Consider the following 15,442-nt stretch of genomic DNA (forward strand, 5'->3'; position numbering starts at 1 on the left):
CCGTGGATTTCAGCTTCACCGAAGAACAATCGATGCTGCGCGACACGGTCGCCAGCTATCTGACCGACCACTATGATTTCGACAAGCGCCGCGCGGCGGTGTCGAAGGAGCCGGGCTGGCGGCCAGAAGTCTGGAAGGCGTTTGCTGAGGAACTGGGTATTCTGGGCGCGCCGTTTTCTGAGGATCTTGGCGGTCTGGGCGGTGGTCCTATCGACAATATGATCGTCATGGAAGAGTTCGGTAAAGCACTGGTCGTCGAGCCCTACCTCGGCACGGTAGTGATCGGCGGCGGCTTCCTGAAGCATTCGGGCCACGTTGGCGCAGCCGATCTGATCGGCGGCATCATTGAGGGCAGGAACCTGTTCGCCTTCGCCCAGGCCGAACCGCAGAGCCGCTACAACCTTGCCTCGGTGGCGACGACGGCGAAAAAGGACGGCGCGGGCTGGATCCTGAACGGCCACAAGGCCGTCGTCATGGGCGCGCCCTTCGCCACCCACCTGTTCGTCACGGCCCGCACATCCGGCGCCGAGCGCGATGCGGGCGGGATCTCGGTCTTCCTTGTCGACAAGGCCGCCAAGGGTGTGACAACCCGCGACTATCCCACTGTTGATGGCAACCGCGCCTCGGAAGTCTATTTCGAGAACGTCTCGGTGGGCGCCGACGCCCTGATCGGAACCGTCGACGACGGCTTGCCGCTGGTGGAAAAGGTTGTCGATGAGACGATCACCGCCATGTGCGCCGAGGCATGCGGCGTGCTCAGCAAGCTGCACACCGGCACCGTGGAATACACCAAGCAACGCAAGCAGTTCGGGGCGCCGATCTCCTCGTTCCAGGTGCTGCAGCACCGGATGGTGGACATGTTCATCAATGTCGAACAGGCGATCTCGATGACCTACATGGCCAACATCAAGGTCACCGACGAAGCTGAGCGGGCCAAGGCGATCTCGGCCGCCAAGGTGCAGATCGGCAAGGCCTGCCGCTTTGTCGGCCAGAACGCCATCCAGCTGCATGGCGGCATGGGCATGACCGACGAAATGGCCATCGGCCACTACTTCAAGCGCGCCACCATGATCGAAAGTGCGTTCGGATCGGTGGACCACCACCTGGCCCGCTACGAGCGCCTGAGCCTGGGCAAGGCGGCCTAAGCCAGGCCCTTCCTACCCCTCCCGCAACAGTGCGGGAGCGGGTAGAGCAAGACCAGCAGTTGCCCCGCAGCCCGGCGCAACGTAACCCCGGCCCATGGCCCTTCGCGATTTCGCGCTTCTGATCCTGATGTGCCTGGTGTGGGCCTTCAACAATATACTGTCGAAGTATGTGGTGAGCGGGCTTGAAGTGCCGCCGCTTTTCTATGCGGCGGCGCGGTTCGCGATCCTGACTCTGGTGCTGATCCCGTTCCTGCGTCCGGCGCCGAGGCCGATCTGGCGGCTGGTGGTGACGGCGCTGCTGATGGGCGGCGGCAATTTTGCGCTGATGTTCGTGGGCCTGAAAATGTCGACACCGTCGGCGGTTTCGGTGGTGTTCCAACTGGGCCTTCCGATGACGGTGTTGCTGTCGGTGCTGATGCTGCACGAGCGCATCGGGCTCTGGCGCGGCTTCGGGATTGGCCTGACGTTCGCCGGCGTCGTGATCGTGATCTTTGATCCGCACGGCCTGGAGATCTCAACAGGCCTGCTGCTGGTTGCGGCGGCCACCTTCATGTCGTCGCTGGGCGCGGTGATGACCAAGCAGATCGAGGGCATGCGGCCCCTGACCTTTCAGGCTTGGGTGGGCTTCTCTTCCGTATGGCCGCTGGCGGCCCTGTCAGCCTGGCTGGAGCCGGGGCAGGTCGATATAGCCCTGCATGCCGGATGGCCGTTCCTGGGCGCCTTGCTGTTTTCGGCCCTGATCGTGTCGCTGTTCGCGCACACCAGCTACGTGATGCTCCTGCAGAAGTATGAGGCCAACCTGATCTCGGCGCTCACGCTCATGACGCCCCTGATCACCATCGGGATGGGCGTAGTGCTGCTGGGTGACCCCTTTGGACCCCGCATGATCATCGGCAGCGCGCTGGCGATCAGCGGCGTGCTTGTCATTGCGCTCCGGCGCAATCAGATCATGGCGATGCTGATGGCGGTCCGGAGCCGGCTGAAATGAACATCATCGAGGCGCCTTCGCCGAACTTCGACACGCGGACGGCGCCACCCAGCATGCTGGTGCTGCACTATACCGGCATGAAGACCGGGCCGGAGGCGCTGGAGCGGTTGTGCGATCCGGATGCGAAGGTCTCGGCACACTATCTGGTCGAGGAGGACGGTCGGGTGTTCCGGCTGGTGGCCGAAGAGCGCCGGGCCTGGCATGCCGGTGTGTCTTACTGGCGTGGCCGGCGCAACGTGAACGGCGAGTCTATCGGTATCGAGATCGTCAATCCAGGGCATGAGTGGGGCTATCGCCAATTTCCGGACGCCCAGATCGAGAGTGTGATCGCACTGGTGGCCGACATCCGCAGCCGCTGGGATATCGAGGATCGCGACATCGTAGGCCACTCCGATGTGGCGCCCGACCGCAAGGATGATCCTGGTGAGCTGTTTCCCTGGAAACGCCTGGCTCAGGCGGGGCATGGGCTCTGGGCCGAGTGGCCGCCGGCGCCCGGCGCGCCGATCGGCGAGGGGGAAGAGGGGGCGGCGGTGTTCGCCTTGCAGGCCGGTTTGACCAGACTGGGCTTTGACCTGCCGCCGTCGAGCCGATTTGATGCGCCCACGACGGTCGCGGTGCGCGCCTTCCAGCGGCATTGGCGGCCCGAAAAGGTGGATGGGATTGCGGATGGGGAGACCCGCGCGCGGCTCATTGCCCTGCTGAGGATTTCGACCTGATGCATCCGGCCCCGGCGTTTGCCGTCAAGGACGAACAGAGACTGCTGGCCTGGATCGGAGCCCATCCGTTCATGACGCTGGCTGCGGCGCCCCAGGGCCGTCCGCTGATCGCCCAGGCGCCCGTGGTTATCCGGAGCTTGTCCGGGGGTCTGGCGCTGGACTTCCACCTTTCGCGAGGCAACGCACTCGCCACGGCGTTGGCCGGCGGGTTTCGGGGGGTTTTGCTGGGCCTGGGACCGGACGCCTACATCAGTCCGGACTGGTATGAGAGCGTCGACCAGGTGCCGACCTGGAACTATGTCTCGGTCGAGGCCGAGGGGAGCGTCACGGCTCTGGATGAGAACAGCCTTACCACCCTACTCGACGATCTGTCGGCACAGGAGGAGGCGCGGCTTCTACCCAAGGCGCCGTGGACCCGGGCCAAGATGAGCTCCGGTGTTTTCGAGCGAATGCACACGGCCATTCTGGGATGTCGCCTCAGCATCGAACGGCTGGAGGGGACGTTCAAACTGAGCCAAAACAAAGGGGTTATGGATCGAGCCGGGGCCGCGGCTGGCCTTGGCGATCATCCTGTGGCCGGGTTGATGCGGGACGAGGACGCCTGAACGCCTGGGGCGTTGACCCGGGCGCCCGCAGCGACCATGGTCCGCGCGGATCAGACGGCCGGGCGGTCGCGGTCCCCGCAAGGGGGTCGAGGAAAGTCCGGGCTCCACGACGACATGGCGGTGGGTAACGCCCACCGGGGGTGACCCCAGGGATAGCGCCACAGAGAGCAGACCGCCCGCCTTCGCCCCTCGGGGCTACGGCGCGGTAAGGGTGAAAGGGTGCGGTAAGAGCGCACCGGGTCCCTGGTGACAGGGGCCGCATGGCAAGCCCCGCCAGGAGCAAGACCGAATAGGGATCCCGCGCCGGAGAAATCCGGTAGGGCCGTCGCCGGCCTGAGGGCTCCGGGTAGGTCGCGAGAACCGTCCCGCAAGGGCCGGTCCAGAGGAATGATCGCCGCGTCTCCGCAAGGGGGCGGCACAGAACCCGGCTTACAGGCCGTCTGATCCACTCTTCCCTCATCCGTGATGGACGACACTGCCACTGCGGCAACGTGTCTGTAGCCTGGCAACTATACTTGCCCACAATGGTTAACAGGTTCCGAGTATGTTCTGTGGATAACTGCTTTTCATTAACCATTGTGTCGCACGAGATCTTTGTTTTTGCCTCATTTCGTCAGCAAGTGTCATTGAAACCCATTTGATCCCATGTTAACCCAATTGTCATTCGCTAACCAAAGTGGCGCGCCGGTGCGCGTCCAGATCCGGTGGCGACGGCAGGGGATCGTTGGCCAAGATGTTTCTCTCGACGTTCGAGAAACAACTGGACCTGAAGCGGCGCATCGTTGTGCCGCAGGAATTTCGCGCCGCCGTCTCTGGTCCGTTTGACGGCGTCTTCTGCTTTCCTTCCATCGAGGCCGACTGCCTTGAGGGTGGCGGAAAGGCGCTGTTCGACCGCTACAACAGCGTGATCGAGGAGCTTCCGTTCGGTGATCCGGTGCGCACGGCGCTGGAAACATCGGTGCTGGGCGGCATGGTGCAGCTGTCGTTTGACACCGCTGGCCGCATCACCCTGCCAGACCTGATGTGCAAGGCCTTTGGTCTGACCGACTGGGTGAGCGTGGTCGGGCTCGGCGACCGGTTCCAGATCTGGGAGCGGGACGCGTTCAACGCGCATCGCGCCGCCCAGCGCGACATGGCTCGGGCCGGCCTTGCCGATCTTCGCGCCCAGCAGCGCGCGGCGCGACTGGGTGGCGGTGCATGACGGTATCCCACATCCCGGTTCTGCTGGACGAGGTCATCCGCAATCTTGATGTCGGCCCTGGCGATACGGTCGTGGATGGCACCTTCGGCGCCGGCGGCTATTCTCGGGCCATCCTGGCAACCGGCGCCAAGGTTGTTGCTTTCGACCGTGATCCCACCGTCCGCCATTTTGCCGAGGGGCTTTCTGCTGACCGCTTCCGGCTCGTGGAGGGCGTGTTCTCCCGGATGGACGAGGAACTGGGCGAGGGAAGCGTGGACGGCGTTGCGCTGGACCTGGGCGTGTCTTCCATGCAGATCGATCAGGCTGAGCGCGGGTTCTCGTTCATGCAGGACGGGCCGCTGGATATGCGGATGGGCGGCGACGGGCCAACTGCAGCGGACCTGGTGAACACTGCGGAGCAGGAAGAACTTGCCCGGATGATCTTCGTCTATGGCGAGGAGCGGGAAAGTCGACGCGTGGCGCGCGCGATCGTACGTCGCCGGGAGGAGCAGCCCTTTACTCGCACGCTCGAACTCGCCGACTTTGTCGAGCGGGCGCTGGGCGGTCGACGGGGCGCCAAGATCCATCCGGCAACCCGCACCTTTCAGGGTTTGCGGATTGCGGTGAACGAAGAGCTTGCCGAACTCGAGGCGGGCCTGGTGGCCGCCGAGCGAACCCTGAAAACGGGCGGCCGCCTCTGTGTGGTGACCTTTCACTCGCTCGAGGATCGCATCGTAAAGAGCTTTCTGTCGACGCGGTCCGGGCGTGTGCCCGGCGGCTCGCGCTACGCGCCGCCGGTGGTCCAGGATGCGGCGCCCAGCTTCAGTTTGATCTTCAATGGCGCCCAGGCGTCGTCCGACGCCGAGGCCCGCGCCAACCCCCGTGCCCGCTCGGCAAAACTCCGCGCCGCCGTCCGTACCGACGCGCCGGTCTGGAGGGCAGCGGCATGAATGTCTTCACCCGCCGGATCCGGGGTTTCCGTCTGATCGATCTGGTCGGCCTTGGTCTGCTGGTCGTCATTATTCTGGGCGTTTACCTGGCCAAGACGCTGGCGGGTCGCGAACGGGCCGAGATCGCCAGGGTTGAACGTCAGATCGTCGCGGAACAGGCGCGCATACGACTCCTCCAGGCTGAGGTGGCCCATCTGGAGCAGCCGGGGCGTATCGAGCGGTTGGCGGTGGGTTACCTGAAGATGGCGCCGGTTCCGGCGATCCGCGAGGCCCATCCCGATCAGCTGGTGGAGCTGGCCCGCGCCGGCGCCGCGCCCAGCGCCAAGGCGGTTTCCGATGTCGCGTCCATGGTCGATGGCGAGGGCGTGATCCCGGGCGTACCGCCGCCGCCGCCGCCGGAGGCCATACCGTCGCAGCTGGCCGAGGCGGCGCGATGAGCTTCATCTCCCAGACGTTCGGCCGCACCGGTCTGCCGCGCTGGTTGATCGAGCGCATCTGGGGTCTTGAGCATGCCTTCGAGCGGGCCCGAGCGTCAGGTCGCGTCGAGGATGACACCCGCCTGCGGATCTTCTTTGTACTGGCGCTGTTCTCGCTGTTCTTCATCACCCTGGCTGTGGGTGCGACGCGGGCGGTGATGTTCTCCGATGCGGCTCGAAACGCCGGTATCTCGCCCCCGCTGGGCTCGTCCAGGGCCGATCTGGTGGACCGCAACGGCAAGATGCTGGCGGCCAATCTGCTGCACTACGGGCTCTACATCGATCCGCGTGAGATCTGGGATCAGGCCGAAACACGCCGCGGGCTCATTGGCGTCCTGCCGGGCCTTGACGCCGAGCGGCTGGAGCGAGCCCTGCGCGGCAATCGCCGGGTGTTTCTGGTCGGCGCACTGAACCCCAGCGACCGCAACCGTATCCACGAACTGGGATTGCCCGGCGTCAGCTTCGAGCCCGAGCAACACCGTGTCTATCCTCTGGGCACAACCGCCGCTCACATCATCGGGTTCTCGGATTCGGGTGGCGAGGGTCTGGCCGGCGCCGAGGCCGCCTTCGACCAGGAGATCCGCTCCGCCGCCATGAACGGCGGAACCGTGCCGCTCTCCATCGATCTGCGTGTTCAAGGGGCGCTGGAGGACGAGATCTACAAGGCCGTGGCTGAGTTCACGCCCAAGAGCGCGGTCGGCATTGTCACGGACATCCAGACCGGCGAGATCCTGGGGATGAGCAGCTGGCCGGTGTTCGATCCGAACAAACCCGGCAAATCCAGTGACTACTCCCGCACCAACCGCGCGGCTGCCTCGGTGTTCGAGATGGGTTCCACCTTCAAGGCGTTCACGGTGGCCATCGGTCTGGACAGCGGCGTCGCCACACCGGAGACCACGTTTGACGCGCGGTTCCCCTACAAGCTGGGCTATCGAACCATCCATGACTACCACGCCGCCCGCGCCATCCTTAACCTGGTCGAGGTGTTCCAGCACTCGTCCAACATCGGCACGGCGAAACTGGCCGAGGCCGTGGGCCCCTCTCGGATGGGCGAGTATTTCAACGGCCTGGGTCTGACCACGCCGGCCAAGGTGGAGTTGATCGAAAGCGCCCGGCCGCTGACGCCGAAGGTCTGGAACGACGATGCGGTGGCGTCCACTTCCTTTGGCCACGGCATCAACGTCAGCCCGCTGGCGCTGTCGCGCGCTTATGGCGCGGTGCTGAATGGCGGCAGGCTGGTACCCATGACCATCCGCAAGGTGGAGCCGGGCGCAAAGATAGAGAGCTCCCGCGTGATGTCGGAGCGGACCTCGCTTCAGATGCTGTCGATCATGCGCGCCAACGTCACCGGCGGCAGCGGCAAGTCCGCCAACGTGCCGGGTCTGTCGGTAGGCGGCAAAACCGGCACGGGGGAGAAATATGATCCCGCGATCCGGGCCTACAATCAGAACCGTCAGGTCTCTTCGTTTGCGGCGGTGTTCCCGACCACCGGCGGGGTCGATACGAAACGCTTCTTCGTACTTGTCCTGCTGGATGAGCCGAACGGGACGGCCAAGAGTGCGGGCTACTCGACGGGTGGCTGGGTGGCGGCGCCGGCGACCGGGAGGATCATCGAGCGGATCGCCCCCTTACTAGGCGTCCAGCGCCGCAATGATGTCGGCCAGGCCATCCCCGTCGAGGCGTCGGTCGCCGCAAACGCAGGCGACGACCAATGATCCAGCGCCTGACATCGCTCATCAAACGTCACGTCGGCGTCGACCCCGAGATCACGGGCGTGACGGCTGACAGCCGCAAGGTGAAACCCGGCTACCTGTTCGCCGCGCTTCCCGGCTCGCGGGCGGATGGCGCCACCTTTGCTGCCAAAGCGGTTGAGGCGGGCGCCGCGGCGGTGCTGGCTGATCAGGATCTGAATCTGGCGGTCCCGACCATCGTCTGTCGTGACCCGCGACGGGGCTATGCGCTGGCTGCGGCCAACTTCTGGGGTCGCCAGCCGCAGACATGCGTCGCGGTGACCGGCACCAACGGAAAGACCTCGGTAGCCACCTTCTGCCGCCAGATGTTCGCCCACGCCGGGCACGTTTCCGCCAGCATGGGCACTCTTGGCGTTACGGTCTCTCGTCCCGGTGGCGTAACCGATCAGATCACCCCCCCTGGTCTGACCACCCCTGACGCCGGTGACGTGGCCGAGCTTCTGATGCGGATAACCCAGCTTGGCGTGACGCACTTTGTCATGGAGGCATCCTCTCACGGTATCGACCAGCGCCGGCTGGACGGCGTACGGCTATCGGCGGCTGGCTTTCTCAACCTGACCCAGGACCATCTCGACTACCACGGGACCATGGAAGGCTATCGCTCCGCCAAACTTCGGCTGTTCGAGCAACTGATGCCGCGCGGTGCGACGGCGGTGCTGAATGCGGATGCCGAGGCCTTTCCATTCTTTGCCGCGGCTTCGGTTGTATCGGGCCAGCGGGTGATGAGCGTCGGCGAAACCGGTCAGGCGCTTAAACTGATGGTGCGGACGCCGCTTCCTGATGGCCAGCGGCTGGCGATCCGCGCCGAGGGGCGGATGTACGATGTGCACCTGCCGCTGGTCGGCGCCTTTCAGGCCTCCAACGCTCTTGTGGCCGTTGGCCTGTGCCGTGCAGCGGGCCTCAGCTACGACGATGCCTTCGCCGCGCTGGAGAACATCAATGGCGCGCCCGGTCGACTCCAGCGGGTCGGCAGCGCGCGCGGCGGTGAGGCCTATGTGGACTACGCCCATACGCCGGACGGGCTGGAGACGGTGCTGCGCGCCCTGCGCCCGCACACCCGGGGCAAGCTGATCGTGGTGTTCGGGGCAGGTGGAGATCGGGACCGGACCAAGCGCCCGTTGATGGGGGCCATCGCGTCGACCCTGGCCGATGTGGCGATCGTCACCGACGACAATCCACGCTCCGAGGTTCCGGCAGCCATCCGCGCAGAGGTGCTGGCGGGCGGTGCTGGCATGTCCGAGGTCGGCGACCGACGCGAGGCGATCCGGGCCGCTGTCGCCCGGATGCAGGACGGTGACATCCTGGTGGTGGCCGGCAAGGGGCACGAGCAGGGCCAGACGGTGGGCGACGTCGTGCATCCCTTCGACGACGTGGCCGAGACGGCCCGCGCACTGGAGCTGGTCCATGGCTGACCCGCTGTGGACCTCGGCCGAAATTTCCAGGGCGACGGGTGGTGTTGAGCGCGGCGGGTTTTCGGCCACCGGCGTCTCGATTGACACTCGCAGTCTTGAGACCGGTGACCTGTTTGTGGCGCTGGCTGGCGCACGTGATGGCCATACGTTTCTGGAGGCCGCCCGGGCGCGGGGCGCGACCGGCGCCCTGGTGACACAGGATTGGGCCGGACCTTGCGTCGGGGTGTCCGATACACTCAAAGCGCTGGAGGCCCTGGGCGTTGCCGCCCGCGATCGGGCCGCCCAGGCGCGGCGGGGCGCCGTGACCGGCTCGGTGGGCAAGACCAGCGTCACCCAGGCGGTTATGGCGGGGTTGCGACTGGCCGGACGGGCGCACAGCTCGGTGAAGTCCTACAACAACCACATCGGCGTTCCGCTGACCCTGGCGCGGATGCCGCGCGACACGGAGCGCGCCGTCTTCGAGATCGGCATGAATCACGCCGACGAGATCCGCCCGCTCACCCGCATGGTCCGGCCGCATGCGGCCATGGTTACGACGGTAGGCCCCGTCCATACCGAGAATTTCGCCGATGGCGTCCTGGGCGTGGCCCGCGCCAAGGCGGAGATCTTCGAAGGCCTCGAGCCTGGCGGCGTGGCGATCCTCAACGCGGACAACGAATGGTTTGATTTCCTGAAGGCTGCCGCCGATCGGGCCGGCGCCGTGATTCGCACCTTCGGGACGGGTCCCGTCTGCGACGCGCAGCTGACGGGTTTTGAGGTCGAAGGATCGCGGGCCACCATTCAGGCGCGGTTTGGCGGCAAGTCGACGGCGTTCCCGATCCTGCAAACCGGCCGCCACTGGGGCCTGAACAGCATGGCGGTTCTGCTGATGCTGGAGGCTTTGGGAGTCGAGGCCGCGACCGGGCAGGCGGCCCTGGGGGCGTTTGAGCCCCTCGACGGGCGGGGAGCCGAGCGGACGGTGGCATGCGCCGGCGGCGCCTTTACCCTCATCGACGAGAGCTACAACGCCAATCCGATTTCGATGGCCTCCGCCATCGCCACCCTGGGCGCGCGCAAGGGGGCCGGGCGACGGATCGTGGCGCTGACCGACATGCTGGAACTGGGCCCGGAGGCCGCAGCGTTTCATGCCGGCCTGGCCCCGCACATCGAAGCTGCATCAATTGATCTCGTGTTCTGCGCCGGACCTCTGATGAAATCGCTCCGGGACGCCCTTCCGCCGACTCGATGGGGCGGTTACGCGGAGACGGCCTCGGACCTCGCGCTGCGGCTCGCCCAGGTCGTTCAGGCCGGCGACGTTGTGATGGTGAAGGGGTCGAACGGATCGAAGGCCGGGCTGGTGGCCCAGGCTCTGATCGCGATCGGCGACTCCCGGCCCGGGCTTGAGGAGGCGCGCTGATGTTTTACTGGCTGTACGAACAGTATGCAGCCTCTGGCTATGTGCCGATCCTCAACCTGCTGAAGTATCAAACCTTCCGCACCGGCCTCGCGATTTTTACGGCCCAGCTGGTAGTTGTGGCGCTTGGCTCGCGCTTCATCCGTTGGATGAAGGTCAAGCAGGGCAAGGGTCAGCCGATGCGCGCCGAGGGCATCCAGCGGCATGTGATCGAGAAGACCGGCACGCCCACCATGGGCGGAGTGATGATCCTGGCGGGTCTCTTCACCGGCACTCTGCTCTGGGCCGATCTCAGCAATGTCTACATCTGGTCGGTGCTGCTGGTCACCGGCGGCTACGGAATGGTCGGATTCCTTGACGACTACGCCAAGGTGACCAAGCAGACGACGGCCGGGATCTCCAGCCGGGCGCGGCTTGGTCTTGAGGCCTTGATCGCAGTCGCGGCGGTCGCCCTGATCATCCTGTTTGCCGCCAAGCCTCCGGAGAGCCCGGAACTGCTGACGTCGGTGACGTTCCCGGTGTTCAAGCAGCTGTTCCTGGACATGGGCTGGTTCTATCTGGCCTTCGGCGCGTTCGTGATTGTCGGCGCGGCCAATGCGGTGAACTTCACCGACGGGCTCGACGGCCTGGCCACTGTGCCGGTGATGATCGCGGCTGCCGCCTACGGATTGATCGCCTATCTGGTCGGCAACTACATCTTCGCAAACTACCTGCAACTCCACTTTGTGCCGGGTGTGGGCGAGCTAGCCGTGTTCTGCGGCGCCTTGATCGGCTCGGGTCTGGGCTTCCTCTGGTATAATGCGCCGCCCGCCAAGATCTACATGGGCGACACCGGCTCCCTGGCCCTGGGCGGCGCGGTCGGAACCATTGCGGTGGCCACCCGCCATGAGGTGGTGCTGGCGATCATCGGGGGCCTGTTTGTCGCCGAGTTGCTGTCTGTCGTGATCCAGGTGGCCTGGTTCAAGCGTACCGGACGCCGGATATTCCTGATGGCGCCGATCCATCACCACTTCGAGAAACTGGGCTGGTCGGAGTCGACGATCGTGGTCCGGTTCTGGATCGTCTCGATCATGCTGGCGCTGATCGGCCTCGCCACCCTGAAGCTCAGATAGGGAGCCGGGCCGCAACCCTATGATCCCCGTCACCGCCTTCGCCGGAAAGACCGTCGCCGTCTTCGGCCTGGCCCGCACGGGTCTGGCTGCCGCGCGCGCGTTGATAGCCGGCGGGACCAGGGTAGCGCTCTGGGATGACAAGCCGGCCTCACGCGACGCGGCGGTCGCCGAAGGTTTTGAACTGACCGACATCTCCCGGTCCGACTGGGCCGGCTACGACGCCCTGATGCTGTCGCCTGGCGTTCCCCTCACGCATCCGGAACCGCACTGGACGGTGGCGAAAGCCAATTCCTCGGGCGTGGAGATCCTGGGGGACATCGAGCTCTTCGCCCGCACGGTCAATGCCTCGCCCGAACACAGGCGACCCAGGATCATCGCCATCACCGGCACCAATGGAAAGTCCACCACCACGGCTCTCATCGGCCACATCTGCGCCGAGGCCGGGCGCGATGTGCGGGTGGGCGGCAATATCGGTCAGGGCGTACTGAGCCTCGACGACATGCATGGCGGGGCGGTCTATGTGCTGGAACTCTCGTCCTATCAGCTGGACCTGACCACCAGCCTTAGGGCGGACGTTTCGATCATCCTGAACATCTCGCCCGACCATTTGGAACGCCACGGGACCATGGCCAACTATGTGGCCGCAAAGCGCAGGATTCTGCTGAACCAGGGTAAGGGTGACACGGCGGTCATCGGCGTCGACGACGAATGGTGTAGTCAGATCTGTACGGAGATCACCGCCGCCAACCGCCGGACGACCGTCGCCATCTCGGCCAGCAAGACCATCGGGCGCGGGGTCTACGCCCTTGATGGCCTGCTCTATGACTCCACGGGCGAACGTACGGCGGAGGTCTGTGATCTGAAGCGGGCCCGCTCACTGCCGGGCCGCCACAACTGGCAAAACGCCGCCGCAGCCTACGCCGCCGTCCGCGGGATCGGGATCGACGCAGGCCAGGCCCGCCGCGCCCTGATGTCGTTTCCCGGACTGGCCCATCGCATGGAAACGGTCGCAATCCTGGGCAAGGTCCGGTTCGTCAACGACAGCAAGGCCACAAACGCCGACGCCGCGCGCCAGGCGCTTTCGAGCTATCCCAAGGTCTACTGGATCGCCGGCGGTCAGCCGAAATCCGGCGGCATCGAGGATCTGGCGGATCTATTTCCCCGCGTCGTTCGCGCCTATCTGATCGGCGAGGCGGGTGAGGCTTTCGCAGGTACGCTCAAGGGAAAGGCCGATGCGGTCAGGTGCGGCGATCTCGACACCGCCGTTCAGGCTGCATTCCGGGACGCCAGCGCCTCCGGGCGCGAGGCGATCGTGCTGCTGTCTCCGGCGTGCGCCTCCTTCGACCAGTTTGCCGACTTCGAAGCCCGCGGCGACGCGTTCCGGGCCGCCGTTCAGGCGCTCGCCGCCACGCATTCGACAGGAGACGCCGCATGACGACCGCCGGCAACGCGCACGCCTTTCCGCGATCCGATCGTTCTGCGCTGGGCGTCTGGTGGTGGACCGTCGACCGCTGGATGCTGGGGATAGTCGCTGTTCTGATCTGTATCGGTGTCGTAGTCTCGTTTGCCGCCAGCCCCGCAGCGGCGGCGCGGATGAACATCGGCGATCCGTTTCACTTCGCAGTCCGCCAATGTGTTTTCGCCTGCGTGGCGGCTGTGGTGCTGATCAGCTTTTCAATGCTCGACGTAAAAGGGGTGCGGCGCGCGGCGTTCTTCATCTGGGTGGCGGCGATCGCCATCATGATCGCGTTGCCGTTCATCGGCCACGAGGCCAAGGGCGCCAACCGCTGGATCGAGTTCGCCGGCTTCACTTTTCAGCCGTCCGAGTACATGAAGCCGGCGTTGATCATCCTGGTCGCCTGGATGTTTTCCGAGGGTCAAAAGGGCAACGGGGTCCCGGGCGTCTCCATCGCCTTCGCCCTGTTCGCCGTCTCGGTCGGCTTGCTGTTGATCCAGCCGGACGTCGGCCAGACAGTGCTGATCACCATCGCGTTCGGGGCGGTTTTCTGGATGGCAGGCGTTCCGATGTCGTGGGTGATCCTGCTGGCTGTCGCGGCGCTGGGTGGCCTGTCATCGACCTATTTCCTGTTCCCGCACGTAGCCAGCCGCGTAGATCGGTTCTTTTCGCCGGAGAAGGCGGACACCCACCAGGTGGACGCTGCCGGGGTGGCGCAGGCCGCAGGCGGCTTGTTTGGTCGTGGGCCGGGAGAGGGCGTCATGAAGCGCCACGTGCCGGATCTGCACACGGACTTCGCCGCTTCGGTGGGCGCCGAGGAGTTCGGGCTGGTGTTCCTGCTGGCGGTCATCGCTCTGTTCGGCTTCGTGGTGATCCGAGGCTTGCAGCGCGCCATGAAACTCAACGACCCGTTCCAGCAGGTGGCCGCCGCCGGGCTCTTCGTGCTGGTCGGTCAGCAGGCTGCCATCAACCTTGCGGTCAACCTCAACATGATCCCGACGAAAGGCATGACCCTGCCTTTCATCTCCTACGGGGGATCCTCGATGATTGCGATGGGACTGACGCTGGGGCTTGCCCTGGCCCTGATACGCCGCCGCCCTGGCGCCTACAGCCACAATGACGGCCTGTCCAAGGCCGGGACCTACAGCTAGGGGCAAGGCATCATGCGCAGGATCGCCGTCGTCGCTGCGGGAGGCACCGGAGGCCATCTGTTTCCAGCCCAGGCGCTGGCCGAGGCGCTGATCGCCCGGGGGTGGGGTATTGTGCTGGCGTCGGATGAGCGCGTGGCGGGCCTGGCCCAGGACTTCCCGGCAGAGCGACAGATCGGCCTTTCCGCGGCGACGTTCCGACCCGGCGACCCCGTTGGCATGGCCCGCGCCGGGTTTGCGGTCATGCGTGGCGCCCTGCAGGCCCGGGCTCTGTTCCACCAGATCAACCCAAGTGTGGTGGTAGGCTTCGGCGGCTACCCGTCAGCGCCGGCCCTGGTCGCCGCGATCATGGATCGCCGACCCACGGTGATCCACGAGCAGAACGCTGTCATGGGCCGCGCCAACCGCATGCTGGCGCCCTGGGTGAAGACGGTGGCCTGCGCATTTCCGGCACTGATGAAGGCTTCGGCCAAGGTCGCTGGTCGCGCCAGGGTCGTGGGAAATCCAGTGCGTCCACCCATCCGGGCTCTGGCCGATGTCGCCTATGTGCCGCCCGAGCCCGACGGGCCATTGCGACTGCTGGTCACCGGCGGCAGTCAGGGTGCGCGCCTGTTGTCGGAACTGGTGCCTGAAGCGGTGAAGGCGCTACCCGAGGCCCTTCGCGCCAGGCTGACGGTCCAGCAGCAGACCCGGAAAGAATCCATGGACACCGCGCGCCGGATCTATCGGGATGCGCTGGTCGACGCCGAGATTGCGCCCTTCTTCCGGGACATGGCTGGACGTCTGAAGGAGGCCCATCTGGTGATCGGCCGGGCGGGCGCCGGCACAGTGTGTGAGTTTGCGGTGGCGGGCCGGCCTTCAATCCTCGTGCCGCTGGCGATCGCGCTGGATGATGACCAGGGCCAGAACGCCCGACTGCTTGCGGAAGCAGGCGGCGCCGAAATCGCGCGGGAAAGCCAACTCACCGTGGCCTCGCTGTCCGGGGCGATGGTGAAGCTGCTGGAGAATCCCGAGCGGTTGGCGCGCATGGCGGCGGCGGCGCGCTCTGTGGCGATCCCGGACGCAGCCGAACGTCTGGCCGACGTTGTTGAGGCGACGGCGGGCGGCTGA

At 65.8% G+C, this 15,442-nt stretch carries 14 protein-coding genes and 1 other RNA gene; all 15 read left to right on the forward strand.

The annotated features are described in order from the left end of the window. Positions 1 to 2: 2 nt before the first annotated feature. Positions 3 to 1,145: an acyl-CoA dehydrogenase family protein gene (locus ACIQ3B_RS04765; RefSeq protein ID WP_397400179.1), complete on the forward strand. Its 1,143-nt coding sequence runs from the start codon at positions 3 to 5 to the stop codon at positions 1,143 to 1,145. A gap of 94 nt (positions 1,146 to 1,239) precedes the next feature. Continuing rightward, positions 1,240 to 2,133 carry a DMT family transporter gene (locus ACIQ3B_RS04770; RefSeq protein WP_397400180.1) on the forward strand — a complete coding sequence of 298 codons (894 nt, stop codon included), beginning with the start codon at positions 1,240 to 1,242 and terminating at the stop codon, positions 2,131 to 2,133. Next, positions 2,130 to 2,849 carry an N-acetylmuramoyl-L-alanine amidase gene (locus ACIQ3B_RS04775; protein WP_397400181.1) on the forward strand — a complete coding sequence of 240 codons (720 nt, stop codon included), beginning with the start codon at positions 2,130 to 2,132 and terminating at the stop codon, positions 2,847 to 2,849. Before ACIQ3B_RS04770 ends, ACIQ3B_RS04775 begins: the two co-directional genes overlap by 4 nt. Next, entirely contained in the window at positions 2,849 to 3,454 is a 606-nt protein-coding gene (locus ACIQ3B_RS04780) for an FMN-binding negative transcriptional regulator (RefSeq protein WP_397400182.1), read from the forward strand. The genes ACIQ3B_RS04775 and ACIQ3B_RS04780 overlap by 1 nt, the downstream gene beginning before the upstream one ends. A gap of 50 nt (positions 3,455 to 3,504) precedes the next feature. Then, positions 3,505 to 3,902: RNase P RNA component class A (rnpB, locus tag ACIQ3B_RS04785), an RNA gene on the forward strand. A gap of 285 nt (positions 3,903 to 4,187) precedes the next feature. Then, entirely contained in the window at positions 4,188 to 4,655 is a 468-nt protein-coding gene (locus tag ACIQ3B_RS04790; RefSeq protein ID WP_397400183.1) for a division/cell wall cluster transcriptional repressor MraZ, read from the forward strand. Then, the gene (gene rsmH / locus ACIQ3B_RS04795) at positions 4,652 to 5,584 is read left to right on the forward strand and encodes a 16S rRNA (cytosine(1402)-N(4))-methyltransferase RsmH (RefSeq protein WP_397400184.1); all 933 of its coding nucleotides are present in this window, start codon (positions 4,652 to 4,654) and stop codon (positions 5,582 to 5,584) included. The genes ACIQ3B_RS04790 and rsmH overlap by 4 nt, the downstream gene beginning before the upstream one ends. Then, entirely contained in the window at positions 5,581 to 6,021 is a 441-nt protein-coding gene (locus ACIQ3B_RS04800) for a cell division protein (RefSeq protein ID WP_397400185.1), read from the forward strand. The genes rsmH and ACIQ3B_RS04800 overlap by 4 nt, the downstream gene beginning before the upstream one ends. Continuing rightward, positions 6,018 to 7,775, forward strand: coding sequence for a peptidoglycan D,D-transpeptidase FtsI family protein (locus ACIQ3B_RS04805; RefSeq protein WP_397400186.1), 1,758 nt, complete (start codon positions 6,018 to 6,020; stop codon positions 7,773 to 7,775). The genes ACIQ3B_RS04800 and ACIQ3B_RS04805 overlap by 4 nt, the downstream gene beginning before the upstream one ends. Beyond that, positions 7,772 to 9,223 (forward strand): UDP-N-acetylmuramoyl-L-alanyl-D-glutamate--2,6-diaminopimelate ligase, encoded by a 1,452-nt coding sequence (locus ACIQ3B_RS04810; RefSeq protein ID WP_397400187.1) that lies wholly within the window; start codon positions 7,772 to 7,774, stop codon positions 9,221 to 9,223. The genes ACIQ3B_RS04805 and ACIQ3B_RS04810 overlap by 4 nt, the downstream gene beginning before the upstream one ends. Continuing rightward, complete coding sequence (murF, locus tag ACIQ3B_RS04815; protein ID WP_397400188.1) at positions 9,216 to 10,619, forward strand: UDP-N-acetylmuramoyl-tripeptide--D-alanyl-D-alanine ligase; 1,404 nt, start codon at positions 9,216 to 9,218, stop codon at positions 10,617 to 10,619. The genes ACIQ3B_RS04810 and murF overlap by 8 nt, the downstream gene beginning before the upstream one ends. Beyond that, a complete protein-coding gene (mraY, locus tag ACIQ3B_RS04820; RefSeq protein WP_397400189.1) occupies positions 10,619 to 11,728 on the forward strand; it encodes a phospho-N-acetylmuramoyl-pentapeptide-transferase in 1,110 nt (369 codons plus the stop codon). Before murF ends, mraY begins: the two co-directional genes overlap by 1 nt. Before the next feature lie 19 nt (positions 11,729 to 11,747). Next, positions 11,748 to 13,163 (forward strand): UDP-N-acetylmuramoyl-L-alanine--D-glutamate ligase, encoded by a 1,416-nt coding sequence (murD, locus tag ACIQ3B_RS04825; protein WP_397400190.1) that lies wholly within the window; start codon positions 11,748 to 11,750, stop codon positions 13,161 to 13,163. After that, entirely contained in the window at positions 13,160 to 14,335 is a 1,176-nt protein-coding gene (gene ftsW / locus ACIQ3B_RS04830; protein ID WP_397400191.1) for a putative lipid II flippase FtsW, read from the forward strand. The genes murD and ftsW overlap by 4 nt, the downstream gene beginning before the upstream one ends. Positions 14,336 to 14,347: 12 nt before the next feature. Beyond that, positions 14,348 to 15,442 carry an undecaprenyldiphospho-muramoylpentapeptide beta-N-acetylglucosaminyltransferase gene (gene murG, locus ACIQ3B_RS04835; protein ID WP_397400192.1) on the forward strand — a complete coding sequence of 365 codons (1,095 nt, stop codon included), beginning with the start codon at positions 14,348 to 14,350 and terminating at the stop codon, positions 15,440 to 15,442.

Origin of the sequence: Phenylobacterium sp. (assembly GCF_044358365.1) — a bacterium.
Lineage (GTDB): Bacteria > Pseudomonadota > Alphaproteobacteria > Caulobacterales > Caulobacteraceae > Phenylobacterium.

Coding starts and splice junctions, on each gene's coding strand:
- murD (WP_397400190.1), top strand. CDS start 11,748: ATGATCCCCGTCACCGCCTTCGCCGGAAAGACCGTCGCCGTCTTCGGC.
- ftsW (WP_397400191.1), top strand. CDS start 13,160: ATGACGACCGCCGGCAACGCGCACGCCTTTCCGCGATCCGATCGTTCT.
- ACIQ3B_RS04775 (WP_397400181.1), top strand. CDS start 2,130: ATGAACATCATCGAGGCGCCTTCGCCGAACTTCGACACGCGGACGGCG.
- murF (WP_397400188.1), top strand. CDS start 9,216: ATGGCTGACCCGCTGTGGACCTCGGCCGAAATTTCCAGGGCGACGGGT.
- rsmH (WP_397400184.1), top strand. CDS start 4,652: ATGACGGTATCCCACATCCCGGTTCTGCTGGACGAGGTCATCCGCAAT.
- mraY (WP_397400189.1), top strand. CDS start 10,619: ATGTTTTACTGGCTGTACGAACAGTATGCAGCCTCTGGCTATGTGCCG.
- ACIQ3B_RS04805 (WP_397400186.1), top strand. CDS start 6,018: ATGAGCTTCATCTCCCAGACGTTCGGCCGCACCGGTCTGCCGCGCTGG.
- ACIQ3B_RS04790 (WP_397400183.1), top strand. CDS start 4,188: ATGTTTCTCTCGACGTTCGAGAAACAACTGGACCTGAAGCGGCGCATC.
- ACIQ3B_RS04780 (WP_397400182.1), top strand. CDS start 2,849: ATGCATCCGGCCCCGGCGTTTGCCGTCAAGGACGAACAGAGACTGCTG.
- murG (WP_397400192.1), top strand. CDS start 14,348: ATGCGCAGGATCGCCGTCGTCGCTGCGGGAGGCACCGGAGGCCATCTG.
- ACIQ3B_RS04810 (WP_397400187.1), top strand. CDS start 7,772: ATGATCCAGCGCCTGACATCGCTCATCAAACGTCACGTCGGCGTCGAC.
- ACIQ3B_RS04770 (WP_397400180.1), top strand. CDS start 1,240: ATGGCCCTTCGCGATTTCGCGCTTCTGATCCTGATGTGCCTGGTGTGG.
- ACIQ3B_RS04800 (WP_397400185.1), top strand. CDS start 5,581: ATGAATGTCTTCACCCGCCGGATCCGGGGTTTCCGTCTGATCGATCTG.